General features: G+C 40.9%; 20 protein-coding genes. 12 read left to right on the top strand and 8 right to left on the bottom strand.

Annotated elements, in window-relative coordinates:
• Positions 1–4: 4 nt before the first annotated feature.
• A complete protein-coding gene (locus tag ACYVM0_RS15330; protein ID WP_460558218.1) occupies positions 5–1201 on the top strand; it encodes a C1 family peptidase in 1197 nt (398 codons plus the stop codon).
• Positions 1202–1244: 43 nt separating this feature from the next.
• Here the strand turns inward: ACYVM0_RS15330 and ACYVM0_RS15325 are convergent, their stop codons facing one another.
• Positions 1245–2315, bottom strand: a complete 1071-nt coding sequence (locus tag ACYVM0_RS15325; protein ID WP_460558216.1) for a methionyl-tRNA formyltransferase — start codon at positions 2313–2315, stop codon at positions 1245–1247.
• A gap of 188 nt (positions 2316–2503) precedes the next feature.
• Between ACYVM0_RS15325 and ACYVM0_RS15320 the strand changes: the two genes are divergently transcribed.
• A complete protein-coding gene (locus ACYVM0_RS15320) occupies positions 2504–5941 on the top strand; it encodes a transglutaminase family protein (protein ID WP_460558215.1) in 3438 nt (1145 codons plus the stop codon).
• 31 nt (positions 5942–5972) lie between these two features.
• On the opposite strand, the gene ACYVM0_RS15315 is transcribed toward ACYVM0_RS15320, so the two are convergent.
• Complete coding sequence (locus ACYVM0_RS15315; protein ID WP_460558213.1) at positions 5973–6194, bottom strand: hypothetical protein; 222 nt, start codon at positions 6192–6194, stop codon at positions 5973–5975.
• 388 nt (positions 6195–6582) lie between these two features.
• Between ACYVM0_RS15315 and ACYVM0_RS15310 the strand changes: the two genes are divergently transcribed.
• The 3 genes from ACYVM0_RS15310 (at position 6583) to ACYVM0_RS15300 (ending at position 9012) form a co-directional block, all read left to right on the top strand.
• Positions 6583–6951: a hypothetical protein gene (locus ACYVM0_RS15310; protein ID WP_460558211.1), complete on the top strand. Its 369-nt coding sequence runs from the start codon at positions 6583–6585 to the stop codon at positions 6949–6951.
• Positions 6952–7133: 182 nt separating this feature from the next.
• Positions 7134–8303 (top strand): sensor histidine kinase, encoded by a 1170-nt coding sequence (locus ACYVM0_RS15305; protein WP_460558209.1) that lies wholly within the window; start codon positions 7134–7136, stop codon positions 8301–8303.
• A complete protein-coding gene (locus tag ACYVM0_RS15300) occupies positions 8290–9012 on the top strand; it encodes a LytR/AlgR family response regulator transcription factor (protein ID WP_460558207.1) in 723 nt (240 codons plus the stop codon). The genes ACYVM0_RS15305 and ACYVM0_RS15300 overlap by 14 nt, the downstream gene beginning before the upstream one ends.
• Here the strand turns inward: ACYVM0_RS15300 and ACYVM0_RS15295 are convergent, their stop codons facing one another.
• From ACYVM0_RS15295 to ACYVM0_RS15280, 4 genes are all read right to left on the bottom strand, one after another.
• Positions 9013–9882, bottom strand: a complete 870-nt coding sequence (locus ACYVM0_RS15295; protein ID WP_460558205.1) for a transglutaminase family protein — start codon at positions 9880–9882, stop codon at positions 9013–9015.
• A 5-nt stretch (positions 9883–9887) separates the two neighbouring features.
• Positions 9888–12467 carry a circularly permuted type 2 ATP-grasp protein gene (locus ACYVM0_RS15290; RefSeq protein WP_460558203.1) on the bottom strand — a complete coding sequence of 860 codons (2580 nt, stop codon included), beginning with the start codon at positions 12465–12467 and terminating at the stop codon, positions 9888–9890.
• A gap of 167 nt (positions 12468–12634) precedes the next feature.
• A complete protein-coding gene (locus tag ACYVM0_RS15285; protein WP_460558202.1) occupies positions 12635–13696 on the bottom strand; it encodes a hypothetical protein in 1062 nt (353 codons plus the stop codon).
• Between the two features lie 8 nt (positions 13697–13704).
• Positions 13705–14511 carry a M48 family metallopeptidase gene (locus tag ACYVM0_RS15280; RefSeq protein WP_460558201.1) on the bottom strand — a complete coding sequence of 269 codons (807 nt, stop codon included), beginning with the start codon at positions 14509–14511 and terminating at the stop codon, positions 13705–13707.
• A 116-nt stretch (positions 14512–14627) separates the two neighbouring features.
• On the opposite strand from ACYVM0_RS15280, the gene ACYVM0_RS15275 reads away from it, so the two are divergent.
• Positions 14628–15068, top strand: a complete 441-nt coding sequence (locus ACYVM0_RS15275; protein ID WP_460558200.1) for a hypothetical protein — start codon at positions 14628–14630, stop codon at positions 15066–15068.
• Between the two features lie 20 nt (positions 15069–15088).
• Here the strand turns inward: ACYVM0_RS15275 and ACYVM0_RS15270 are convergent, their stop codons facing one another.
• Both ACYVM0_RS15270 and ACYVM0_RS15265 read right to left on the bottom strand, forming a co-directional pair.
• Positions 15089–17098 (bottom strand): ATP-binding protein, encoded by a 2010-nt coding sequence (locus ACYVM0_RS15270; protein WP_460558199.1) that lies wholly within the window; start codon positions 17096–17098, stop codon positions 15089–15091.
• Positions 17099–17107: 9 nt separating this feature from the next.
• Positions 17108–17815, bottom strand: a complete 708-nt coding sequence (locus tag ACYVM0_RS15265) for a LytR/AlgR family response regulator transcription factor (protein ID WP_460558198.1) — start codon at positions 17813–17815, stop codon at positions 17108–17110.
• A gap of 156 nt (positions 17816–17971) precedes the next feature.
• On the opposite strand from ACYVM0_RS15265, the gene ACYVM0_RS15260 reads away from it, so the two are divergent.
• The 6 genes from ACYVM0_RS15260 (at position 17972) to ACYVM0_RS15235 (ending at position 24204) form a co-directional block, all read left to right on the top strand.
• A complete protein-coding gene (locus ACYVM0_RS15260; RefSeq protein WP_460558197.1) occupies positions 17972–18877 on the top strand; it encodes a hypothetical protein in 906 nt (301 codons plus the stop codon).
• Positions 18878–19082: 205 nt separating this feature from the next.
• On the top strand, positions 19083–19655 hold the full coding sequence (locus tag ACYVM0_RS15255; protein ID WP_460558196.1) for a hypothetical protein: 573 nt from the start codon (positions 19083–19085) through the stop codon (positions 19653–19655).
• A gap of 1 nt (position 19656) precedes the next feature.
• On the top strand, positions 19657–21558 hold the full coding sequence (locus ACYVM0_RS15250) for a hypothetical protein (protein WP_460558195.1): 1902 nt from the start codon (positions 19657–19659) through the stop codon (positions 21556–21558).
• Between the two features lie 55 nt (positions 21559–21613).
• The gene (locus ACYVM0_RS15245) at positions 21614–22057 is read left to right on the top strand and encodes a hypothetical protein (RefSeq protein ID WP_460558194.1); all 444 of its coding nucleotides are present in this window, start codon (positions 21614–21616) and stop codon (positions 22055–22057) included.
• Positions 22058–22064: 7 nt separating this feature from the next.
• Positions 22065–22592: a hypothetical protein gene (locus ACYVM0_RS15240; RefSeq protein WP_460558193.1), complete on the top strand. Its 528-nt coding sequence runs from the start codon at positions 22065–22067 to the stop codon at positions 22590–22592.
• Positions 22585–24204: an RICIN domain-containing protein gene (locus ACYVM0_RS15235; protein WP_460558192.1), complete on the top strand. Its 1620-nt coding sequence runs from the start codon at positions 22585–22587 to the stop codon at positions 24202–24204. The genes ACYVM0_RS15240 and ACYVM0_RS15235 overlap by 8 nt, the downstream gene beginning before the upstream one ends.
• Position 24205: the final 1 nt, after the last annotated feature.

The raw sequence follows: 24205 nt of genomic DNA, 5'->3' as shown, positions 1-24205 counted from the left end.
TTTTATGAAGAAAGTGTTTTTGTTTGCAGTAAGCACTGCAATGTTTATGGTTGGTGTAGCACAAAATGATGTTCAGAATGCTGCTCCGCAGGCAGTAAAACCTAAGGAAACCAATACAAAAGATAATCCAAGAAACCCTGCCAATTATTTTACGGTAGAAAAAAGCATTGCAGCCACCAGCGTAAAAAACCAGGCCATGACGGGAACCTGCTGGTGTTTTTCCACTACCTCATTGGTGGAAAGCCAATGCCTTAAAAATAGCTGGGGCGAATACGACCTGAGTGAAATGTTCAGCGTAAGAAATATCTACATAGAAAAAGCAAAGAATTATATTTTAAGGCAGGGCCATGCACAATTTGGCGAAGGTGGTTTGGGGCACGACCTGATAAGGGCAATTGCTACTTATGGAGCGGTGCCGGAGTCAGTATACAGCGGATTAAAAGCAGGGCAAACACAGCACAACCATGTAAAATTATCGGCTGACCTTAAAAAATATGTTGACAGTGTGATGGCAATACACCCCTTACCTGAAAACTGGCTGGCCGGTTATACCCATATACTGGATACCACATTGGGTACACCTCCCGAAAAATTTACTTACAATGGTAAATCGTATACACCACAAACATTTGCAGAAGAAGCCTTGCATTTTAATGCAAATGATTATGTTAATATCACTTCGTTTACGCATCATGGTTATTACCAGCCCTTTATTTTAGAAGTACCTGATAATTTCAGTAATGGCGCTTACTATAATGTGCCTTTAGCCGATATGATACAACTGACCAAAGATGCTTTAAACAAAGGATATTCTGTATTGTGGGATGCTGATGTGAGTAATGACGGGTTTCAGCAAAGGCTTGGTGCAGCGGTAAACCTTGGTGCGGCTTCTGATGTTATGGTAAGTAAAATGAATGTACTTACAGGAGATGTAAAAGAGGCTAAATCGGATGCGGCCACCCGACAGGCTTTATTTGAAAACCTTACCACACAGGATGATCACCTGATGCATATTACCGGTATAGAAAAAGCCAGGAATGGCAATAGTTATTTTTTAGTAAAAAATTCATGGGGTGATGTAGGGCCGGCTCATGGTTATATCAATGTGTCGGAGTCTTACTTTGCTATCAATACTATAAGTTTAGTGGTTCCTAAAGCAGCGCTAAGCAAAGCCTTGCTGGAAAAATTAAAATTGAAATAACTTGTTTTAAATGCGTCAGACGGCTCTATGCCGTCTGACGCATTTAAAAACGATATCCTCTTAAAAAATCTTCGATAGTCATTTTTTTCTTTCCTTCCAGTTGTAATTCTTTTACCAGGATATAGCCATCGGCGCAGGCAAATTTTAAAAATGTTTTACCATCGGTCATAACGGCCGGAACGCTCCCAGCGATCTGAATGCTCTTATGATTGAGGCCGCTCGTAGCGTCCCGGCTTATTTCACATTTATATATCTTCAACATTTTACCATCCAGTGTTGTAAAGGCCCCGGGAAAAGGAGAGAGGCCGCGGATTAAATTATGCACTGCTGCTACTGTTTTGCTGAAATCAATTTTGCAGGTTTCGGTAAATATTTTTGGTGCATGTTTTAATGAATGGTCAATGGTCAATGGTGAATGACCACTCAAATCTGCAGTGTTTTTTATTGACGACTCACCACTCACCATCGACGTTTGCGGTGTCTCTTTCAAACTGCCATCAACCAGGCCTTTAACTGTTCTTACTAAAAGCTGTGCACCAATTTCTTTCATCGTATCATGCACATCACCTGCGGTATCATTTTCGCCGATAGGAAAACTTTGCTGTAATAAAATATCACCGGTATCTATTTCATGTTTTAATTTAAAGGTAGTAACGCCGGTTTCTTTTTCGCCATTAATAACGGCCCAGTTAATAGGCGCTGCACCGCGGTATTGTGGTAATAAACTGCCATGCAGGTTTACCGAACCCATCGGAGGCATATTCCAAACCACTTCGGGCAGCATGCGGAATGCCACTACAATCTGAAGGTCGGCTTTTAAAGCTTTCAGTTCTTCTAAAAATTCAGGGTTCTTTAATTTCTCCGGTTGTAAAACTTTTAAATGATGCTCCACGGCATATTTTTTCACTGCACTTTGTTGTAATTGCATGCCACGTCCGCCCGGCTTATCGGGCGCAGTAATTACCCCCACAATGTTATAGCCGGCATTTACCAGGGCATCTAAACTGGCCACCGCAAATTCCGGTGTACCCATAAACACTATGCGCAATGGTGTAAGGGTGATATTAAAAGTGGTGGCTTTATTTTCTTTTTCTTTTAATTTAACTTCAATCATTGCTGCAAAGGTACAACACAAAAATTGCCCGCAAATTCCGCTGCTGCTGCAAAGCCGCAAATCAAATGTTTTTTCTGCGGCACCTGCGAAATCAGCGGGCAAACCTTAAATAAAATTTTTCAATCCCCCGATTGAATGCTATATTTAAAAAACGATTGTATTGCTGATCAACATAAATTAATTTTATTATGGCAATACGGGTAGCAATCAGGCACAAAACAGTATATAGTTACGACAGGCCAGTCGCAGTTTCTCCGCATATTTTCAGGTTAAGGCCCGCCGCTCATTCACGAACTGCCATCGAATCGTATTCATTTCAAATTGAACCGAAGGATCATTTTATCAACTGGCAACAGGACCCCTTTGGTAATTACCAGGCAAGAGTGGTTTTCCCGGAAAAAACCACACAACTTAAAATTGATGTGGAAGTAATTGCCAACCTGGTAAGTATTAATCCCTTTGATTTTTTTGTGGAAGAGTACGCTGAGAATTTTCCTTTTAAATACCAGGGACAATTACCGAAAGAGTTAGTGCCATACCTGGAAATAAAAGAAAGCGGGCCAAAATTGATGCAATGGCTGGAAGGCATAGATAAAAGTAAAAAGACCATTAACGATTTCCTGGTGTACCTGAACCAGAAATTAAATAAAGACATTAACTACTCCATACGTATGGAAGCGGGGGTACAATCCTGCGAAGAAACTTTAGAAAAAGCCTTAGGCTCCTGCAGGGATACGGCCTGGTTATTTGTACAGGTATTGCGTCATTTGGGATTGGCATCAAGGTTTGTATCCGGTTACCTGGTACAACTTTCTGCAGATGAAAAATCACTGGATGGCCCTTCCGGCCCGGAAAAGGATTTTACTGATCTGCATGCCTGGGTAGAAGTGTATATACCCGGTGCCGGATGGATCGGGCTGGATGCCACATCAGGCTTATTTGCAGGAGAAGGGCATATACCACTGGCATGCACACCCGATTATGCCAGTGCTGCACCTGTTGTTGGTGCTACAGACAAATGCGAAGTGAGTTTTGAATTTGAAAACTCGGTAACCCGTATTTATGAAGACCCACGTGTTACCAAACCATACACTGAGCAACAATGGTTAGAGATGAATGCTATTGGAGAACAGGTAGACAGGGATTTAGATGCCGGTGATGTACGCATGACCATGGGCGGAGAACCAACTTTTGTTTCTATTGATGATATGGAGTCGGCACAATGGAATACGGCGGCTGATGGAAAAGAAAAACGTATTCTTTCTCATGATTTAATTTTCAGGTTAAGAGAAAAATTCGGCCCCAATGGATTGATCCATTATGGGCAGGGTAAATGGTATCCCGGCGAACCATTGCCAAGATGGCAATATGGTTTGTTCTGGCGTAAAGATGGTTATCCTGTCTGGAAAGATGTATCACTGATTGCTCACGAAAAAAATAATAAAAAATATACGCATAAAGAAGCCGGGCAATTTGCCACGGAACTGGCCAAATGCCTCGCGGTAAGCCCGGCTAATATCAGTGCAGCTTACGAAGATGTATTTTATTTTTTATGGACAGAAGGAAAAAATCCGGTGAATGTAGACCCTTTAAAAGCTAATTTAAAAGATCCGTTTGAGCGGCGTACGCTGGCGCAATTACTTAACCAGGGGCTGGGCGACCCGGTGGGTTATATCCTGCCGCTGCAATGGAATTACTGGAACAGCCAGTGGCTGAGCTGCAAATGGGTATTTAACCGGGAGCATTTATTTTTAATTCCGGGTAATTCACCTATCGGGTTACGGTTACCGTTAGAATCGTTGCCGGTGGTGGCAAAATCAAAAATGCCGCAACGGGTGGAACGGAGTTTATTTGAAGAGTTACCGGTGCTGGATCATTTTCATGAAACGATCACTACACGTTACGGATCAATAACTATTCACGAACAACCCCCGCAACGTATTATACCGCAGGTAAAGGAAAAGATACTCACTGAAGCAGAAAGAAAAAAAACGGAGAAAGAAAAAAAGGAAGAAGAGCCTGAGCCGGAAATTGCTTTTGAAGTAGCCACGGTAAAAACAGCATTGAGTGTGGAAGCTAGAGAAGGCAATATTTATGTGTTTCTGCCACCGATGGATTACCTGGAACATTATTTAGACCTGGTGGCCTCAATAGAATCCACGGCAGCCCATTTAAAAATGCAGGTGCGTATTGAGGGGTATGAGCCACCACGTGATAACCGTATGGAGCGTTTGGTAGTTTCTCCTGATCCGGGCGTGATAGAAGTAAATATTCATCCGGCAAAAAACTGGAAGGAACTTTTAACTAATACAGCAACCTTATATGAGCAGGCAAGATTATCAAGATTAGGTACAGAAAAATTTATGCTGGACGGAAGGCATACCGGCACCGGTGGCGGCAACCATATCACCATTGGTGGCGCTACACCGGCAGATAGCCCTTTATTGCGCAGGCCCGATGTATTGCGGAGTTTAATCACCTTCTGGCAACACCACCCGGGATTATCTTATTTATTCTCCGGTTCTTTTATTGGCCCAACCAGCCAGGCACCACGTATAGACGAAGGCCTGGAAGATCGTTTGTACGAAATGGAAATTGCTTTTAGCCAGGTTCCGGAAAAAGGGTATATCCCGTTTTGGGTTACGGATAGAATTTTCAGGCATTTACTTACCGATATTACCGGCAATACGCACCGCTCCGAATTTTGTATTGATAAATTATATTCTCCCGATTCTTCTTCGGGCCGTTTGGGCATTTTAGAATTCAGGGCTTTTGATATGCCCCCGCATAAGCAAATGAGTTTGCTGCAGATGCTGCTGATACGGGCACTGATAGCCGCTTTCTGGAAAAAGCCCTACAAACATAAATTAGTGCGCTGGGGTACAAGCCTGTATGATAAATATTTATTGCCGCATTATGTGGAGCAGGATCTTGGAGATGTGGTGGACTATTTAAATCAGTCCGGCTATGCATTTGATATCAACTGGTTCAAGCCATTTTTCGAATTCCGTTTTCCGCATTACGGTTCGGTGGTGGTTAAAGATATCAGTATGGAAATACGCATGGGTATTGAACCCTGGCATGTTTTGGGTGAAGAAATGAGCAGCACCGGCACGGCACGTTTTGTAGATTCTTCGCTGGAAAGAGTGCAGGTAAAATTAAAAGGGCTTACCGAAGGAAGGTATATTTTACTTTGCGGTGGTATTCGTGTACCCCTTACAGGTACAGGTGTTAAAGGTGAGTATGTGTGCGGTATACGCTACAGGGCCTGGCAACCTCCCAGTGCATTACACCCTACCATTGGTGTGGATACACCACTTACTTTTGATATTGTGGATACCTGGAACGGGCGCTCTATTGGCGGTTGTACCTATTATGTATCACACCCGGGTGGCAGAAGTTATGATACATTTCCTGTTAATAGTTTTGAAGCAGAGAGCCGCCGCGTAAGCCGCTTTGGCAATACCAGCCATACGCAGGAACCCCGTTTTGTAAAAACACTGGTTGCTGTGGTGGAGCATTATGTGGAAAACAACCGTGGCAGTTTTGTGTATGATGCGCCTGCCCCGGAAATTAATAGCGAGTTCCCTTGTACATTGGATCTGAGGCTGGGAAAAAGATTATAGGAGCAGCAGACTCCTATAATCAAAATGAGGGTTACAATTTAAGCCTTGTTTTTACGGTAAGGTGCTGGTTAATAATAACAGCATCTGCATTTTTTGCAGGCATGTTATTAATAGGCCAGATCTTTTCCTGGGCTAATTGAGGTTGCGAAGTTTTCACAGGGATAATCTTTTTGGTACTGTCTGGTTTTTTAGTTTGTGCAAATGCTGTACAACATATTACAGTAAATGCTACTGGTAAAATAAAATGCTTCATGTTAGGGTTAAGTGGTTTTCATAAAAAAAACGCACACTGCAAGGTAATAGTATGTACTACAAAAAATAAAAACGGTTACATTAAAGATGCATTTTATACGAGAGAAAATACACGGTATTTTCACCAGGTTTATTATAAAGAATTACTATTTCAACCGCATAAAATAGCGTATCATAAATATTTTGCATAGAATTTTTTCTACACATTAAATTTACTGCGGCTCAAAAGAATCCACATCGTTTAGTAAAGCGATGTCTAAATAATTTCATCCACAGGTTTTATATTTCTGGCACCGGATTTTTCTTTCCTGTCTATTATCCTGATTTAAGGTTAATACAGTTTTTAGTTTTGTTGCTGAAAAACAATTCATCATTTTAAAGTAAGCAACATGAAAAAATTAAAAACAACCGCATTACTGGTAGCGCTGGTAATGAGTTCCGGTTTTGCCAATGCGCAAAGCGAAGAAGGCTACATTGCACCAGTGTCTTCCAGATGGATCTCTGCAAAAGGATTTTGGGTAATTGAATCAAACATTAAAACACCCAAAACAGCAACCGTGCATTTTTATACTAACCATCAACAGCTGATCTCCAGCATTGCTGTTGAAGGAAGGGTGCTGAATATTGAAAAAAGAAAAACCCTGAAAACCCTGAAAAAAGCACTGGAAGTTGCTGTAGACTCCTGGGCAAAGAATGGTTCGGTAAAAGATGAAGATATGCTGGTAGCATTATTAAATGCGGACGGTAATAAAAATTAGTACAGCCATGTAAATACTGCCTTCTTTATTGAGGGCAGGTGCAGCAAACCTTGTAAATAATTTACAGGGTTTGCTTTTTGCAGACTAAAAGCTTTTGTCGATGTTTTTAAACTGTATGACCATTTTTGTGAGGAAGGGTTTTTAAAAATGGCCTTTCTATATTATTTTGAGGATGTTTTACTATGCAGCAATACCCTTTTATATTTTCTGATGCACCAGCTTACCGTATAAAACGGCATGTGGTATTCTGGTTGGTATGGTGGCTTTTCCAGGGCTTCCTGTATTCGTTTGTGGCTATCAATAGCGCAACGGCGTATTTTGTAAGGTTACCGGCAGCCATTGTTGAATCGCTGATCTTTCTTGCAGCCCACATGTTTTTAACTTATTCACTTATCTATTTTGTTATCCCACGTTTTGTTATTAAGCAGCTTTACTGGAAAGTTGCTGTTTGGGTACCCCTGCTGTTTTTAATTGCAGCCGCTATGTCTGCGTTCTTATCAATAACAATAATTCCATCTGTAAGAGAGGAAATAATGGGGCTGCGATACGAAGGCCCTGAAAGAACTCCGGCCGTTAATATTTTTTTAGGATTGATGGCTGGCTTAAGAGGTGGTATCACCATTGGCGGTATTGCATCGGCTATTAAACTGATGAAATACTGGTACCTCAAAGAACAAAGAAACCTGCAACTGCAAAAAGAAAATGCAGAGTCGCAATTACAGGTATTAAAAGCACAGGTGCACCCACATTTTTTATTTAATACGCTCAACAATATTTATTCTTACACACAAAATACAGCTCCGCAGGCTGCCCATTTGGTTACCGGCCTGTCTGATATGCTGCGGTATATGCTATATGAATGTAATCAGCCGCTCACTGCATTATCAAAGGAAATAAAATTGTTGCAGAACTATTGTTCGCTTGAAAAAGTACGCTACGATCGGCAGCTTGACATTCAGTTACGGTTACCCGAAAATGAAAAAGAATTATATATTGCCCCCTTGCTGTTATTACCCTTTATAGAAAATTGTTTTAAACATGGTGCCAGCAATATGGTAGAGCATGCCTGGATCAGTGTAACAATTTCAACAGAAGGCAATCGTTTAAAAATGAAAGTAGTCAACAGTAAACCATTGGACGAACAACAAACGGATTTACCTGGCAAACCTGGTATTGGTATTGCCAATGTAAGGGCCCGGCTGCAGCTACTGTATGCCGGTAAATACGAATTGAATATCACTAACGAGCCTGATGTGTTTATTGTAAATCTTGCAATAGTGCTGGACGAACAGCCCAATCATTTTTTCACCCCGGCTGCGGCACAAAAATTACCAGCTCATGAACAGCTATAAAAAAATACGTTGCCTGATCATAGATGACGAACCACCTGCCCGTGAAATTATCGCACGCTATATTCAGCAGGTGCCGATGCTGGAGCTTGCAGGGGAATGCGCTAACGCAATACAGGCTTTAACTTTTTTGCAGGAAACCAAAGTAGACCTTTTGTTCCTGGATATACGCATGCCGCAGCTTAACGGTAATGATTTTTTAAAAACGATGCGGCATCCTCCCAAAGTAATTTTTACCACAGCCTACCCGGATTATGCATTGGAAGGGTATGAACTGGATGTAGTGGATTACCTTTTAAAACCAATACCATTCGACCGCTTTTTAAAAGCAGTAAATAAGACGGTAGCTCTGGCCCCGGAATATGAAGCCAGCATCCCGGTTATACAAGAGCAGGCTTCCGCAGCGCCATTTGTTTATTTCAGGGCCGACCGTAAAATGGTGAAAGTGTTATTGCAGGATATATTTTATATAGAAAGTATGAAGGATTATGTGAAAGTGTGTACAGCATCGGGTGTTATTATTTCCAAACAATCCATCAGTTCGGTAGAAGAAATGTTACCCGAAAATAAATTCATCCGTACACACCGTTCTTATATCATCTCGATTGAAAAAATAAAATCTTTTACCCACGAGTTAATTGAAGTTGACGATACTACGATACCCATTGGTAAATTATACAGGAACATGGTGATAAAAATGCTGGATAAATAATTACATCCTCCTTACATCCACAGATACCCTCATTTCATGCGGACTGCTGCTCATGATGACGCCTTTTAAAGGCACAATATCGAAATAATCACGGCCCCAGCCAACGGTGATGTATTGTTCATCAGGGATTTTATTATTGGTAGGATCAAAATCTACCCAGCCCGTTCCGGGAATGAATACAGAGAACCAGGCATGTGAAGCATCAACGCCGGTAAGTTTTTCTTTTCCTTCTGGTGCTAACGTTTCTATGTACCCGCTGATGTATTTTGCCGGCAACCCCATGGCATGCAAACAGGAAATACCTAAGTGTGCAAAATCCTGGCATACACCTTTTCTTTCTTCCATTACAGCAGAGAGGGGCGTGGAGATGGTAGTGAAGCCGGGTGTAAATTTAAAATCGGTATAAATGCGTTCCATTAAATGGTATACCGCTTTAAATAAAGGCCGGCCGGGTGTAAAAGATGCAGCAGCATAATTACTGATGGCAGCAGTTGGAGCAGTGATATCCGTTACTGCAATAAATTGTTTCTCATCAATATATTGCCCTGCAGAAGCCTGCAACATATCTCTTACAGCTTCCCAGCTGATAGTATTGACAGGGTCAGTAACAGGCATAGGCATTTTTTCTATTACAGAATTGACTGTTACAGAAAGAGTATCATGCTCCTGTTCTACCACAAAATAAATAGCTTTATTGCCAAAAAAATCGGTGTGGCTATCGAGCACTTCGGGTAAAGGAGAAATAATGATATTGCTGCTCCTGCATACCTGTGTGGCGGTATCTCTGGGGCTTAACATCGCTATATTATGGCAAAGGCTTACCTGCTCGTGGTATAAATAAGTGGTGGTATGTGTTACAGAATACAGCAATGAGTTTATAATAAGTTAGTGGTGAATAATTGTTTTTGTGCCTGGCTATGGCTGAAATAGGTTTTAGATACCAGCATGGAAGTGCTGATAAGCAGGTCATTTAATTTATCTAAAAACTCATGCAATGTTTTGTAGTCTTTGCCGGCACTGTCATACTGCGCCAAACTGGTACCATCCACCAATTTTAACATGGTGTCTGCTTCCAGTATCAGTCTTTCCTGTTCGCTCAGTGTGGTGTCATTTCCTGTTTGCGGCAGATCTGAAACATACCATTTTATTTTGCTTACCAGGTAGGCCAGTGATTTAGGATAATTCATATCCAGCATCAGTAATTCTAAAACCAATGGTAATTGTAAATGATCACGGTAAGTGTACCGGTAAGTAATTAAACTCTGTGTGGCAATCATTACCGATTCCAGCAGATCGTATTCGGTTTGTTCGTTTTGTTTTTTATAAAAACTGTTTTTTAAAAGTGCGATGATGTATAGGGATTGCTCCAGTTTGCGGCCAAGGTCTAAAATATTCCAGCCCTGTTCTCTTCTTACACTTTCACGGTTCATACCTAAAAATGCAAACATCGATGTATTTAATTTGTCGATAGTAGTGATCATTTTTAAATGATCGGCATGGTGTTTTTGCCTGGCCTTATCCCAGTCTTCTTCCATCTGGCGCAATACTCGCCAGGTATCCAGCGCCCAGAAATTTCTTACACTGTATACTGCATTTTTTAATAAGGTAATATTATGGCTAAGGCTGCCATTTCTTTTTTCATTGTATAAAATGTCTGTTAATTCTTTCCATGGATCATCATAGTTAGCGTTTCTTACTTCAGGTTCCTCTTCATTAAAAAATCCCGGGAAGGTATAAGTACAACCGGTTAAAATCTGCAATAACAGTGTTTCTGTAATTTCATTTTCCTTACTCAGCGGACGATTGTTTTTCAGCATCCATTGCATTGCGGTGCGTTGCAACCTTGCATTGTAAATTACCCTTTCGGTATAACGGCCTACCCAAAAAAGATTTTCAGCAGTATGGCTCGGTAAAGAACGCTTTTGCGGAGCATATACTGCGGCATCTGTTTTTAATTGTAATAAAACCGGTTGTTGCTCTTCCTCGCTGGCGGCAATTACCCAGGTGTCTTTACTGATGCCTCCCAGCTGGTTGGAGATTAAAAAATTATCTTCTGCCGCACTGGTACGTGTTAAGCCGCCGGGCATAGCAATATAGCTGTTGTTATGACTAACTAAAAAACTTCTGAATAAAGAATGGCAGGGTTTTATTTTTCCTTCTACCCATGAAGGAGTAGAGGAGAAATTTATTTTTTCCTGCCCGGTATATAAATGGGGTTGTGCTTTTATTTGAGCAATAAGCGCTTTTATTTTTTCTGCAGTAAGTGAAGCCCCGTCGATGGTGGCTCGGGTGCCGGCTTCGTGGCGGAAAATTCTTTTGATCACTAAGGTTTGAATATTATCAATTACATACTGCATTTCTTTTGGTTGTCCGCACCACCAGGTAGCAATTGATGGCATGATCAATTCCGTATTCCAGAAATGTTTTGCAATAGCCGGTAAAAAAGGTACCAGTCCTGCATTTTCCACAATGCTGCTGCCAAGCGGATTGGCTATGGCAACATTGCCCTTTCTTACTGCCTGCATTAAACCGGCAACGCCCAGTAAGGAATTACTTTTTAATTCCAGGGGGTCGCAGTAGCTATCATCCAAACGGCGAAGGATGACATCAATTTTTTCAAGCCCTTCAATAGTTTTCAGCCACACAAAATTATCTTTTACAATCAGGTCATTTCCCTGCACTAATGTAAGGCCAAGGTAGGCAGCCAGGTAAGAGTGTTCAAAATAAGTTTCATTGTCCGGCCCCGGTGTAAGGATAACGATCCTGGGATTATCGTTGTTATGGGGTGCAATGGCCATCAATGCTTTTTGCAAAGCATCAAAATAAGGCGATAATCTTTTTACAGATAAATTGTTGAAAAATTCCGGCAGCACCGTACTCATGGCATGACGGTTTTCCAGCGCATAGCCGCTACCGGAAGGTGCCTGGGTTCTGTCGCCGATAACCCAGATGCGGCCATCGCTGCCACGGGCCATATCGGCAGCATATAAAATTAAATGTTGTGTGCCGGGTAACGGAATATTTACACAAGCCCGTAAAAAGCCCGGGTGCAGGTAAATTAATTCCTGCGGAATGATGCCTTCTTTAATCAGTGTTTGCGAACCGTAAATATCTTTTAATATCAGGTCAAATAATTCGGCTCTTTGTATCAACCCAGCATTGATGGTTTCCCAGTCTTTTGCAGGAATGATCTGCGGAATGGGGTCCAGCTCCCAGGGGCGGCTTTGCCCGGAGGGATCGTTGTAAATATTATAGGCTACACCATTTTCTTTTAACAGGCGCAGGATATCATTATTGCGCTCCTCTATTTCGGCAGTACCGGTTTTTACCAATGAAGAAAAAAAAGTTTTCCAATCCTGCTGCATGGTTTTATCAGCAGCCAGTATTTCATTGTAAGAACTGATATCGGGGATATAAGTTTGTAGTAGCGAATTAATTTGTGGTTGATCGGGCATTCAGCTTGGTAATATGTTGATGGCTTAAAAATACAAAATAAATCAGGAACAGCGATTACAGACTTACCGCACCAGCGCTATTGCCCATATGTTGTTGATAACTAAGATAAAGCCTTACCTGGCAGTATACAATACTTTTGAATATAGTAATAGATAGTAGAGCAGTACTATTCAGTTGTTTTTGGTTTACTGTATTTTTTGCCACTATGGCTTAAGCCTGCAGCAAGGTCCCTGGTGATATAATACACCCTAAAGCCAGCCCAGTAAGGTGAAGGGATCTTGTAAATATTTCTTTCCAATGTAAGATAAGCTGAATATTCACTGATGGTATACGAGAGTGCTACCCTTGCTTTTGCTCTTTCTTTTTCTACATCTTTATCGGGTGTAAAAATAAATTTAGCAGGTTTAGGGCCATCCAGGTGGCCGCCATCAGGACCTAAAATAGAACTGGAGGTAAGAAATGTGGCATCCAGTTTTACCAAGAAATTCTTTAGTACCTGGTCGTTTTGAATATTGTACGCTTTTAATTCGCCCCATGGTAATTCAGGAGTTGCCTGCATTAATTTTTTTATCCACTCAACAGAAGCTCTCTCTGCTACTTCAACGGCTTCTTTATTTAAAGCCTTTACCGAGCAATCTTTATTTAAGTCTGCATGATTTTTCTGGCCTTTTGCAGAGCCATCAGGATAAGCGCCGGTGTATAATTGCAGGCTGCGCCTGTAAGCACTGTCTTCTCCAAACCAGGTAGGAATAGTGGTTTTATTTAAAGAGACATAGGTATTTACCCAATTGGAATGCGAATAAAAATCCTGCACAATATGTAATGTGGCCCCCAATATATTGAACAACACAATTAACCTGAACCCGCTTTTAACTTCGGGATTATTATTATATTTTTTTAATGTTGCAATACTGTTCTCATAAAGTTTCTGCCAGTTTTTTTCAATATCAGCTGTGGTGTAAATCGCATCAAAATGCATGTATTCGTAAGACATCTCCTGTTTTAATTTAAATACTTCCACTCTTTCTTTTTCAGGAATACCACTGCCAAATAAAATGGCTGATTGAAAATCGGTAACATAATTAGATACCTGTGTGGCTAACCTGGCGTCGTTGGAAAAACCATTGGCCACCATGGCTTTCCTGGTGCATTCTGCATGCCACCAGGTATCAAATGCCATTACATGTAATGAGCTAATGCAGCAAAGCAGTAATAGTAATTTTTTCATAACAAAGTTTAAGGTTTATAGTATTGTGTTTTTATTTCGGGAATTAATGCGGATAATTTTTTTATCCTGGTTTCATCAGAAGGGTGTGTGGATAAAAACTGTGGCAGCTTGTTGCCTTTATTTTGTGCAGCCATTCTTTGCCAGAAAGGAATGGCTTCTTCAGGATTATAACCTGCCATGCTCATAAAAATCAATCCCAGTTTGTCAGCTTCACTTTCCTGCATACGGCTGTTGGGTAAAGCAATGGCAAGGTTGGAGCCGATCATATACAAGCCGAGGAAAAGTAATTGCGTTTCCTGTTTTTTTTCTTTTAAGGCCTCTTCTAAAACCAGGCCACCTAAATTTATCAGTAAACCTTCGCTCATGCGTTCGTTGCCGTGGCGTGCAATGGCATGTGCAATTTCGTGGCCCATTACAACTGCCAGTGCGGTTTCATTTTGTGTAACGGGCAACAAGCCGGTATACACCACCACTTTACCGCCAGGCATACACCAGGCATTAATGGTTTCTTCATTAATGGTGTTGTATTCCCATTTAAAACTTTTTATTTCTTTGCTCATATTGTTTTGCTGCATGTAGGCTTCCACTGCTTTCTGAATTTTAGAGCCCACCCTGGTTACCATTTGGGCCCTGGTATCATATTGCGAAAGGGTGTTGCTGATCTTAACAACAGAATCGTATTGTGAAAATGCCATTGCCTGTATCATGGCATTGGGTACCAGGTTCAATTGTTTACGGCCGGTTACAGGCACTGTTTTGCAGGCCTGCAATATGCATAGCGTAAAAACAGGTATTGCCAAAAGAAAGCGTTGCATAGAGATAATTTAGAGGTTAAAAGTATTGCTTACCAATAACTGCCACAATCCTCTAAAAAGGGGAGTTTATAATTATTGGCAGGTAGTACATTTATGCAATAATTAATGCTAAGGATATGAAATGTATATTACTACTGCTGGGCGTATTGCTGCTTTTAAAAACCACCGCACAGCAAAACCTGGTTGTTATTAAAGATACCTTGCCGGCAAAAATGGTTATTAAGAATAATGCACTTGCCAAGAAGGCAACCACTGTTTTATCTGTAGCGGCCACCATTGAAAAAGAAATGAATACAATTGTAGCGGCTTATATAAATCAACCCAACACAGCCACAACATGGGCGCAGGTTAAACTGGCTGCAGATAATTTATTGTATCAATATTTCAGAGCCGGGAAATTAATGGGTACAAAAAAAGAACAGGCCTATTATATTAAAATGGGCACAGAAACAATGACGGCTGCTGATATTGAAGCACGTAAACTGGTTTTAGAATACGGCATTGCTATTGTAAAACCGGCTGAGTTCACAATAAACAGGATAGAAAGAAAACTGTGATAACTGATGCCTAATAATTTTTACAGTGATATTAAAAAAGAAGTTCCATTACTGGCAGATTGTAAATTGATGTTGCACCCGATTGCTTTGGCAAGGTCCTTTACAATATGTAAACCTAATCCGTGCCGGCTACCCGAAACGGAGGTTTCGTCAAATAGGGTTTTGGCTTTTTCGTTGCTGATACCGGGGCCGTTATCTGTAACGGATAAAATTACTTTTCCGTTTTCTTTTTTTACTTTCCACTCAATGGCAGCATTAGGAGTATGCTGCAATGCTTTTATAGCGTTGGCGGTTAGATTTTGCATGATGGTACGCAGATAATTTTCGTCGGTGTATACGATTATGCTATCGGGGTCGTCAAAGCTGAAACGGATATTTTCGGTGCCGGAAAAAAACTTTTGCAGGTAGGTAAAAAGATTGCTTACGGGTACTGCAGTTATTTCAGGTTTAAAATTGTCCATTTGGCCCTTGCTCCACAATAGCATGCCTTCCATAGTTTCCAGCAATGCACTGGCAGAAGTAGCAATTTTATTTTCTCTTGCTGCAATATCCTGTTCATTGAGTATACCGGGGTTTCTTTTTTGTAATTGTAAAAAATTGATGAGGTTGGCCACAGGGCTGCGTAAATCATGACTTAAGATACCAAAGAATTTTGCCTTTACTTTATTGGCTTCGTCAAGCTCGCTGTTAAGTTGCAGCAGGGTGGTATTGGTTTTTTTACGTGCCAGCCCCTGCCTGTATAAAACGGCTCCCAGGATAATTAAAAAACCAATACCTGTTGCCAGTAACCACATCCTGTTTTTTTGAGTGGTGATGGTAAGTTGTTTAATAGCTAATTCCTCATTTTTTTTGGCAATCTCATATTTGCTTTCTGCCTCGGCAATTTTATTTTTGTTTTCCTGCGAAAAAATGGAGTCATTTAATTCTTTATAGGATTTTAAATGCAGGTAAGCATTTTTAAAATCATTATTATAATTATCCAGCTCCGAAATGTAGCCGTTTATTTCTGCAATATGAGCCTTGTTTTTAAGTTTGTTACTGGTTTGTAAAGCTTCGTTATAAAAGCTTTTTGCCAGCGCTAAAATGGCCGCTGTATCTTTTGGGATGGTTTTGTCGGCAGCTGTTTCTGCAAAGCGGTTATCTTTTACAATGGAAAAATATAATTGCCCAAGGCTGGTAAGATTGCTGATAGCAGTAACATCACCTGCAGAATATTTTTCCAAAAGCCCTTGCGCTTTTTTTCTCATTGCAATGGCAGCGGGAATATTTTTTTCAATTTCTGCCGCACTGGAATAGGCAGCCCCTAAAAACCTGGAATCGTTATTTTTTATTGCGGTGGCTATTCCCTTATTCAGGTACAGGGCAGCATTGCTGCTGTCTTTTAATTTACTGTAGCACAGGCCCATGCCGGTGTAGGCGTTTGCCAGGCTTGTGTTGATATTGGTTTTCTGCTGCAGCAGCAGGCATTTTTTCCAGTTCTCTAAACTTTTTAAATAATTGCTGTGCTGAAAATATACGAGGGCAATATTTGCAAACGATGAAATCATGATCGTACTGTCTTTAAAAGCTTCAGCATTTTTAAGCACGTACGTAAAATATTCAATAGCTTTTGTATAATTACCTGCACCCTGGTACACTACACCCATATTGTTTAATACGGTGTTGGCCTGCGCTTTGAAATTATTTTTTTCAAAAAGGTCGTAACTCAGTTTGTAATAATAAATGGCCGAATCTGTATTGGCATAAATAGCCTGGTAATTCCGGCCCATGTTTAAATTAAATGCAGCAATGCCTTTTATCCAGTTCATTTGCCTGGATAATGCAAGTCCTGCCCTGGTATATTCTAATGCTTTTCCGGGTAAAGTGGCAAAGCATTCGTCAGACAATGCTTTGTACATTCTTGCCCTTACGGTATCATTTGCAGCTAATGGTAGCATTGCCGTAACCGAATCAACAAATGCCTGTCCATGCTTTTGCGAAAACCCCTTATGCGATAACAACACCAAAAGGAACAAGAAATACTTTTTCATTCAACAATATTAAGGTTGGATATTTTTTAATGCATCTTTAAAACTTCTGCCCACAGGCAATGCAAAATCTTTTACCAGCACTTCTCCCGAACTTATTTTTTTAATAAAATGTTTTTGTACTGCATAACTGCGGTGGATGCGAATAAAACTGCCAAAGGCTTTTTCTTTGATGAGTGTACCCAATGGTGAAAGCACGGCATATTTTTTTTGAGCCGTAACAATACTGGTATAATCTTTCAGGGCTTCCAAATAAATTATGTCGTGCAGTTGCAGTTTAATTTGCTCGGTACCATCTTTTATAAAAATAGTGTCGGCCCCCAGGGTATGTTCCAGCAAAGCGGCTTTTTGCATGATACTGACATGTTGCTGCAGCCGCTCCATCATTTTGGCAAAACGGGCTGCCGTAAATGGTTTTATCAAAAAATCAAGGGCCGCCATCTCAAAACCTTCCAAAGCATAATCGGGATAAGAGGTGATGAATACACAGGCCGGGATATGCATCAATTGTTTACGCAGTTCAAGTCCGCTCATTTCCGGCATATCAATATCTAAAAATAAAACATCGGGAACCCGTTTTTGTATAGCCTCCAGCGCCATCACAGGCGATTCAAATGCATCCAGCAATTCTGTAAATGGGTAGTCATTTAAAAAAGAAACGGTGGTCAGCCGGTCAATTTTATCATCATCCACCACTATGCAGCTGATCTTTTTATTCATGCGGATATAAGGTTGCAACAAAAATCTGTTTTCAAATATAATTCATAAACAGGAATATTGTTGTTGAGCGATTTTTTTTGTTGTTAAGCGATTGGTTCTTTTTAAACCTGTACTATGGAAGTAGGTTTGCTCTATAATCATTAATAACTGTTACAAATGAAAATGTACGTTTATCCGCTGGCCACTTTTGCAATATTGATGTGCCTGCTGCTCTCATGCAAAAAAAATAAGGTTACTGATCCCGGCCCCGGTACGGGTGGCATTTCTGCCAGCCATCCCAATTTTATTTGCCAGCATCAGCCGGGCAGTGCGTCATTAAATGGCCAGTTTGTGATCTTCGACCTTGATCATGATGCCAACACGGGCAAAAATTATTTCATTGTATCTGTATTGCCTAATGGTACCGAATTTACCGACAGCTGCCGGGTGATACAAGAGCCTAAACCTATTGATAGCTTGGCATTAAACTGGCCGGCACAAATTAAAAGTGCTGCCATGGGGGTAACGCGTAATATTGTAACGGATGCAAAAAATGCAGTTACGTATAGCACGCCCGATCCCTGGATATATGCGCCAATTAATACCACTACCAATTTATACAGAAAATTAAATGACCCTCAATATGCTGCAGGTAAAGCCGGGCAAAAACCTTACGGCAATAATTTTTACAGCACAGTATATTATCCGCAAACCGGTTATACTCCATATACCAGGTTCTATAGAGACATTACGTACTATTTTAAAGATGTTGTATACACTGATAATACTCCAGGTGGCGGATTAAGATCACTGGATACTTTGTTTGTTGGCGCAAACCTGGTGGGCTGGAAAAATATTGATCAAACAGTTTATGTAGATTTTGAACGCATCAATAACTATAGCCGTTACTTCAGAAAATATTTTTATTTCGACTGGACCAACTGGAAATATTATGTAGTTACCGAAACTGAAGAGCGAAAAGACTACCTGAGTTATTCGCCGGTGTACTATATCCGCTGGGATGTAAAGTCTTACAGCCTTGATCAATTTTGCAAATGGCCTGCAGGCTGGGGCAAAAAATAAATGTCGGTTTTGTACTATCAATAAGAAGCAGTGCTCCGATAGTTTTGCACCATTACGATCAACGATCAGTATTGGTTAGCAAAATAGTACCCTGGTGGCAGTTGAAAAATTTCCGCTGCCAATGAATATGCCGGCCAGAATTTGGTATTAGAGAGGTATCAACAAACAAGGCACTATTGTTTTCTAAAGCTTTAAAATTGTTTAAATGAAAAAGCATCAACCGCATACCTTATTACCGTTCCTTGTATTTGCTTCAGTTTTATTGGTCAACTGTAATAATACTACCGATAAAAAAGCCACTGCACATGCCAAAGATACCATTGCAACAGCTGCTGCTCAGGCAATGCCGGAACCGCCAGGGCATACAGACGATGGCAAACCGTTCTTTTCTATTCACTATACTGTAAACGGTAAAGTAATGCTGGATTTTTTGTCGGATAAGCCACTGATTTTTTTGGGAGATAATAATATGGTAGTGCAATTGGATTCCTCACATCATTTATTGAAAAATGGTGATATGCTCAATATCTACATCAATGCCAAAAAAGAAGGAGATTACCCGGTTGTAGCATCCGGCGCCGGCAGGGACAGTGCCACAATGATCTTATCATTTAAGCAGCCGGATACTTACCTGCCATCATTCAGCCCTGCAAGCGGGCATGTGACCATCACGAAAATGACAGACAAAATATGTAATGGAAATTATGAAGCAGCTGCAACCATTGGCAACAATACAATGATATTAAAAGGTTCGTTTTTTAATGCATCAATTAATTAGTATGAAAAATATAGTTTTTGTATTTGCTTTATTGTTTTGTGCTTACAAAAGTGAAAGTCAGCTTTTAAAGAAAATAAAAACGACTATTGTTTCCGGTGCCTCTACCGCTGCAGAAGGTAAACTGTATAGTGAATCAGGTAAAGCTGTTAATAAGGTTTTAACTCCCGGAAAAAAAACGAGTCCCGGTAAATCAAATGAATTGCCCCCGGAAAATACCACCGGGTCTGCATCAGCCGACGGTTCTTCTAAGAGCAATAAAACAGAAGCCCCTGCACAACAAAGCAGCGACGGCTTTTTAGATGTTGCCATATCCTCCAAAAGTATTTTTATAGGCGGTACACTTTTTTTTACCGGGCAAAGCGGTGTATACGAAAAAGTGAATAGTGTTGAGGTTGTAATTTCTTCAGGCCATAATCCGCAAAATTTTACCGTACCACTCGATAAAAGTGGAAAATTCAACACCGGATGGACCGCCAATGGACCAACAGGAAATTATACTGCCACCGTGTATAGCAGTGATAAAAAGACAAGCAAGGTATTAAGCTTTACGGTAGGTGGCTTACACGACCTGGATGATATGGCCGGCGAAAGCATCTCGGTTACCAAAAAAATTGTTGCACAGATAGAAAAAAGAGTAGCTGCTGCCAAAGCGGGCCTGGCTACCAAAGATGCTGCGGCATTGGAAAAAAAATCAGCTGAAGGTAAACAACAGGCCAATACACTGATAGATGCTTTTGAAAAGATAAACACAGCGGGCAAAACATTTTCGGCTGCTGCAAAGCAGGGCGAAGTGCTTCCGGTAACGTTATCGCATAACCTGTCGGTGCTTAAGAATGAACTTACAAGTTACAATACCTCATCACAGGTATTGCTGGACAATATTGAGCACCGTACAAATCCATACACCATTTGTGAAACGCTCGTAATGGTCTCGGAGGCTTGTGCAGCTTTGTCTACCGCCACCAATTTTGCTGCAAAGGGAGCAGGCTTTTTAAAAAATATCTTTTTAGATAAGGTCATTCCCTTTACTGCAGCCGGCATGAATGACATGGCCCCCAACCTTACCAAAATGTCCGGTGATAAAGTGGCACTGGGTGTAAAGTATTTGTCTGCTGCTCATTTAGACCTGGAAAGTTTGAATACCGGCATGGGTAAACTGGGCATTGCCGGCGACCTGGCACAGTACGCAGCCAATACACTTTTAAAAAACTACTGCGGTGTTTTTGAAGGCAGTGTAACCCATAGTTATGCGGTGGATTTTAGAAATAAAGATGGTATTACCTGGTGGAAATACGGGTACAATACTGGCGCAAAGATCGTATTGCGCTACCCGAAGGATAATGGCAATGGCAAGATCGTAAATATGAAAGGCCATATTGAAGGCAATGCCACAGGTTTTGATTTTTACCAGAATATAAAAGCAGAAGATGGTTTTTATGAAACCACCAAAGGCCACACTATAGTAAAACAATTGGCGGTATTAACACCGTTCACTATACCTGTTGTAAGCGCCGAAGCAGACAGGCTGGGTTTTGGCATGATGTCCAGGGCCGTAGCCACACCCGCTTACTTTTGTTTGCCTGTGGATGCGATTTATGACAGGAACGCACAGACGATTCGTATTGTGATGACCGAAGGAGGGATTGATTTTACAGAGCTGGTAAAACACCGGGTACTGTTTTGCGTACCTGTACCATTACCATTGTTCAGGATACAGGATTTCCCTATAGAAAAATGTAAAAAAACAATGGATGCGGTGATCAGGCGGTATGGCGAGTATAAGGTAGTGGAAACCAAAGGCGGCGGGCTTTCCTTTGCCGGTAGCAGCGTACATCATGCCGGTGGCAAGGGCTCCGAAATAGAAACCACAGTAAACTTATCCATAAATGCAAAACAGGAATAGAATTGTCGTAAAGCTAAAAATAGATACAATTTTAAAACATACAAAAGCAGCAACAATGAAAAGGATATCATTGACATTATTTTTTATAACGATTACCACTGCCGGTTTTTGTCAGAGTATTACCGGTACCTGGAAAAGAACTTCCACCATACTGGAATATGCTGATGGGAAAAAGGAGGACCTGCAAAAATCAATGCAGTCTGGATTGCCCTGTACGGCAGGAACAAAATATTTTTTTAAAGCAGACGGTACACATTACACGCAATCGCCTGCCGGTTGCGAAATGGTGGATAAAATGAGTAAAGCTACGTGGAAACAAAATGGCAGTACATTAATTGTGGTGACTGCCAGTGATATTAAGCTGAAAACCGGTGGAACTGCCTACACACTTTCTTTTAGTGGAAACACGGTAACCATGATTCATGTATACACTGAGGCTGAAAATAAAGTAACTCATACCAAAACCAAAAAGATCACAATCGTTTATCAAAAAAATTAAATTTTTTATGCGGCCATATTTTTATTCTGTTTTACTGTTGCTTTTTATTACTACAGGCTTTACGCGGTGCAGCGCACCCCAGGCTAAAAGCGGGGATATTTCCGCAGCTGAAACAGCCGGAACAAGTAAGCATAGTTATCTTTCAATGAAGGTCAATGGGGTTAGTTGGGAAGCTGACCATGATATCACTGGTATTTTTCATCCCAAAGGTTACAATAATGCGATACTGATTTCGGGTAACAAAGGTGCAAAAGATAAAACGGAACAAACTTTCAATCTCAACCTGTACAATGCCAATGGTACAGGTAGGTATGATATAATTGGAGGAAATAAAGATAACAGCGAAGTGCAGTTGGCTAATTTAAGCAACGAGCATTACCTGTATGGAAATGTGCTGGGATTTTCTTTTCATGCCCGGATTACAAAGGCCGGCAATAATCCAACTGAACTTGAAGCAGGTTTTGAAGGAGTATTGACTGGAAATGCAGGCGATACAATAAAAATAACGGACGGAAAATTTTATTATCATGAATAGGATAGCGCTGTTAGTTGCTTTTTTTAGTTGGTGCATAGTGTCTCATGCACAAACATTGAGCGATGGTGAATATTTAATTAAGATAAATGCTACAGGGAAATATGTGGCTGTTGCCGGTGCATCCACCAATAATGGAGCCTGGATCATACAATGGGACAATGAATATAAAGCTCATTTTAAATTTATACTGAAAAACCTCGGCAATAACATTTATTCAATTAAAGCATCGCATAGCGGCAAATACCTTAGTACAGAAGGTAATGCGGTACGGGGTGCAAAAATTATCCAATGGGACTGGCTGAACCAGGACAATCAAAAATGGCGGATAGAAAATTCCTCTACCGGCTGGCATATTACCTGTGTGCAAAATGAGCAACGTATGTATTTGTCTGGCCTTAATGCCGCAACTGCTGCTGCGGCAAATGGCGCCTACTTCATCTGCAACAGTGATGATGCCGCCATGAATTTTACTTTCAGGAAAAATGAGACCGGTCAGCAACTGATCAACACAAAGCCCGGTAATAAAATGACCAGTGTTAATAATGATATTACCGCAGTTGCCAAACAAATAACAGCCGATGTACCTGATGGTATTTATAAGATCCGTATAAATGAAAGCGGTAAATACCTGGCCATTGCAGGAGAAGAGGATATGAATAATGGTATGCGGCTGATACAATGGGATATGCTGCCACGCAACAATCACCTGTTTGCACTGAAGCGGATGGATAATGGTAATTATACCATTACTGCTGTGCACAGCAACAAACTGCTGGATGTGGTAGACCGCCAGGCAGCAGACGGTACGCAGGTGCAACAATGGGATGATCTGCAAGGCAGTAACCAGCAATGGAAAATTTATGGTACTGCCAACAGTTATAAAATTGTAAGCGCTGCCAGCGAAAAAGGACTGCAGTTATCTGCCGGTATCTCCAACAATAATAATGGTACGGCTTTAATAATAACCGGCAACAGTATGCAAACATTTTCGCTGCTGCCTGCAAGGGCCAATAAGTTTACTGAATACATTACTTTAAAAAACCTGCGCCTTACGGTGCCGCATGGCGGCGATCTTGATATGTTTGGCGTGATACAGGTGCAGGTGGTAAATAAAAACGGGATCAGTTTAAATAAATATTATCTCACTGCCAATGTATTGCTGAGTGCGCCTGAATCAATGGCCATAGATATGGATAAGAAAAGAGTTTTTGATGTGTTGAACACTGATGTGAAACTGGCAATTCCTGCTGAAGAGATAGCCGGTGCACAGGTGAAAATTATTTATGGTATTAACGAAAGTGATGCGGATGTGAATAATCCTTTTAAATCATTTGGCGTTGCAGCGTTTAAACCAGGGGGTAACCCGGAGGCTCCTGCAAGTTTCAGTACCGCTCCCTTTGTTGCCGGGGGAGCTGATGATTATTACCTGCTGAAAAACGTACTGAGTACCTGCGTCAAGAGTAAGGTAGATGCAGGGCGTTACACCAATACACAATCCTTTTATGTAAGTGATATACCAAATGAATGCATGGTACATGTAAACCTGCAGGATGAAGACGGCAGCGATAACTGGCTGGATATTTTTTTTACAATTACTAAAGAAAGAAAATAAA

This window comes from Ferruginibacter profundus (assembly GCF_054783275.1).
This window is presented reverse-complemented; position numbering and strand designations above follow the sequence as displayed.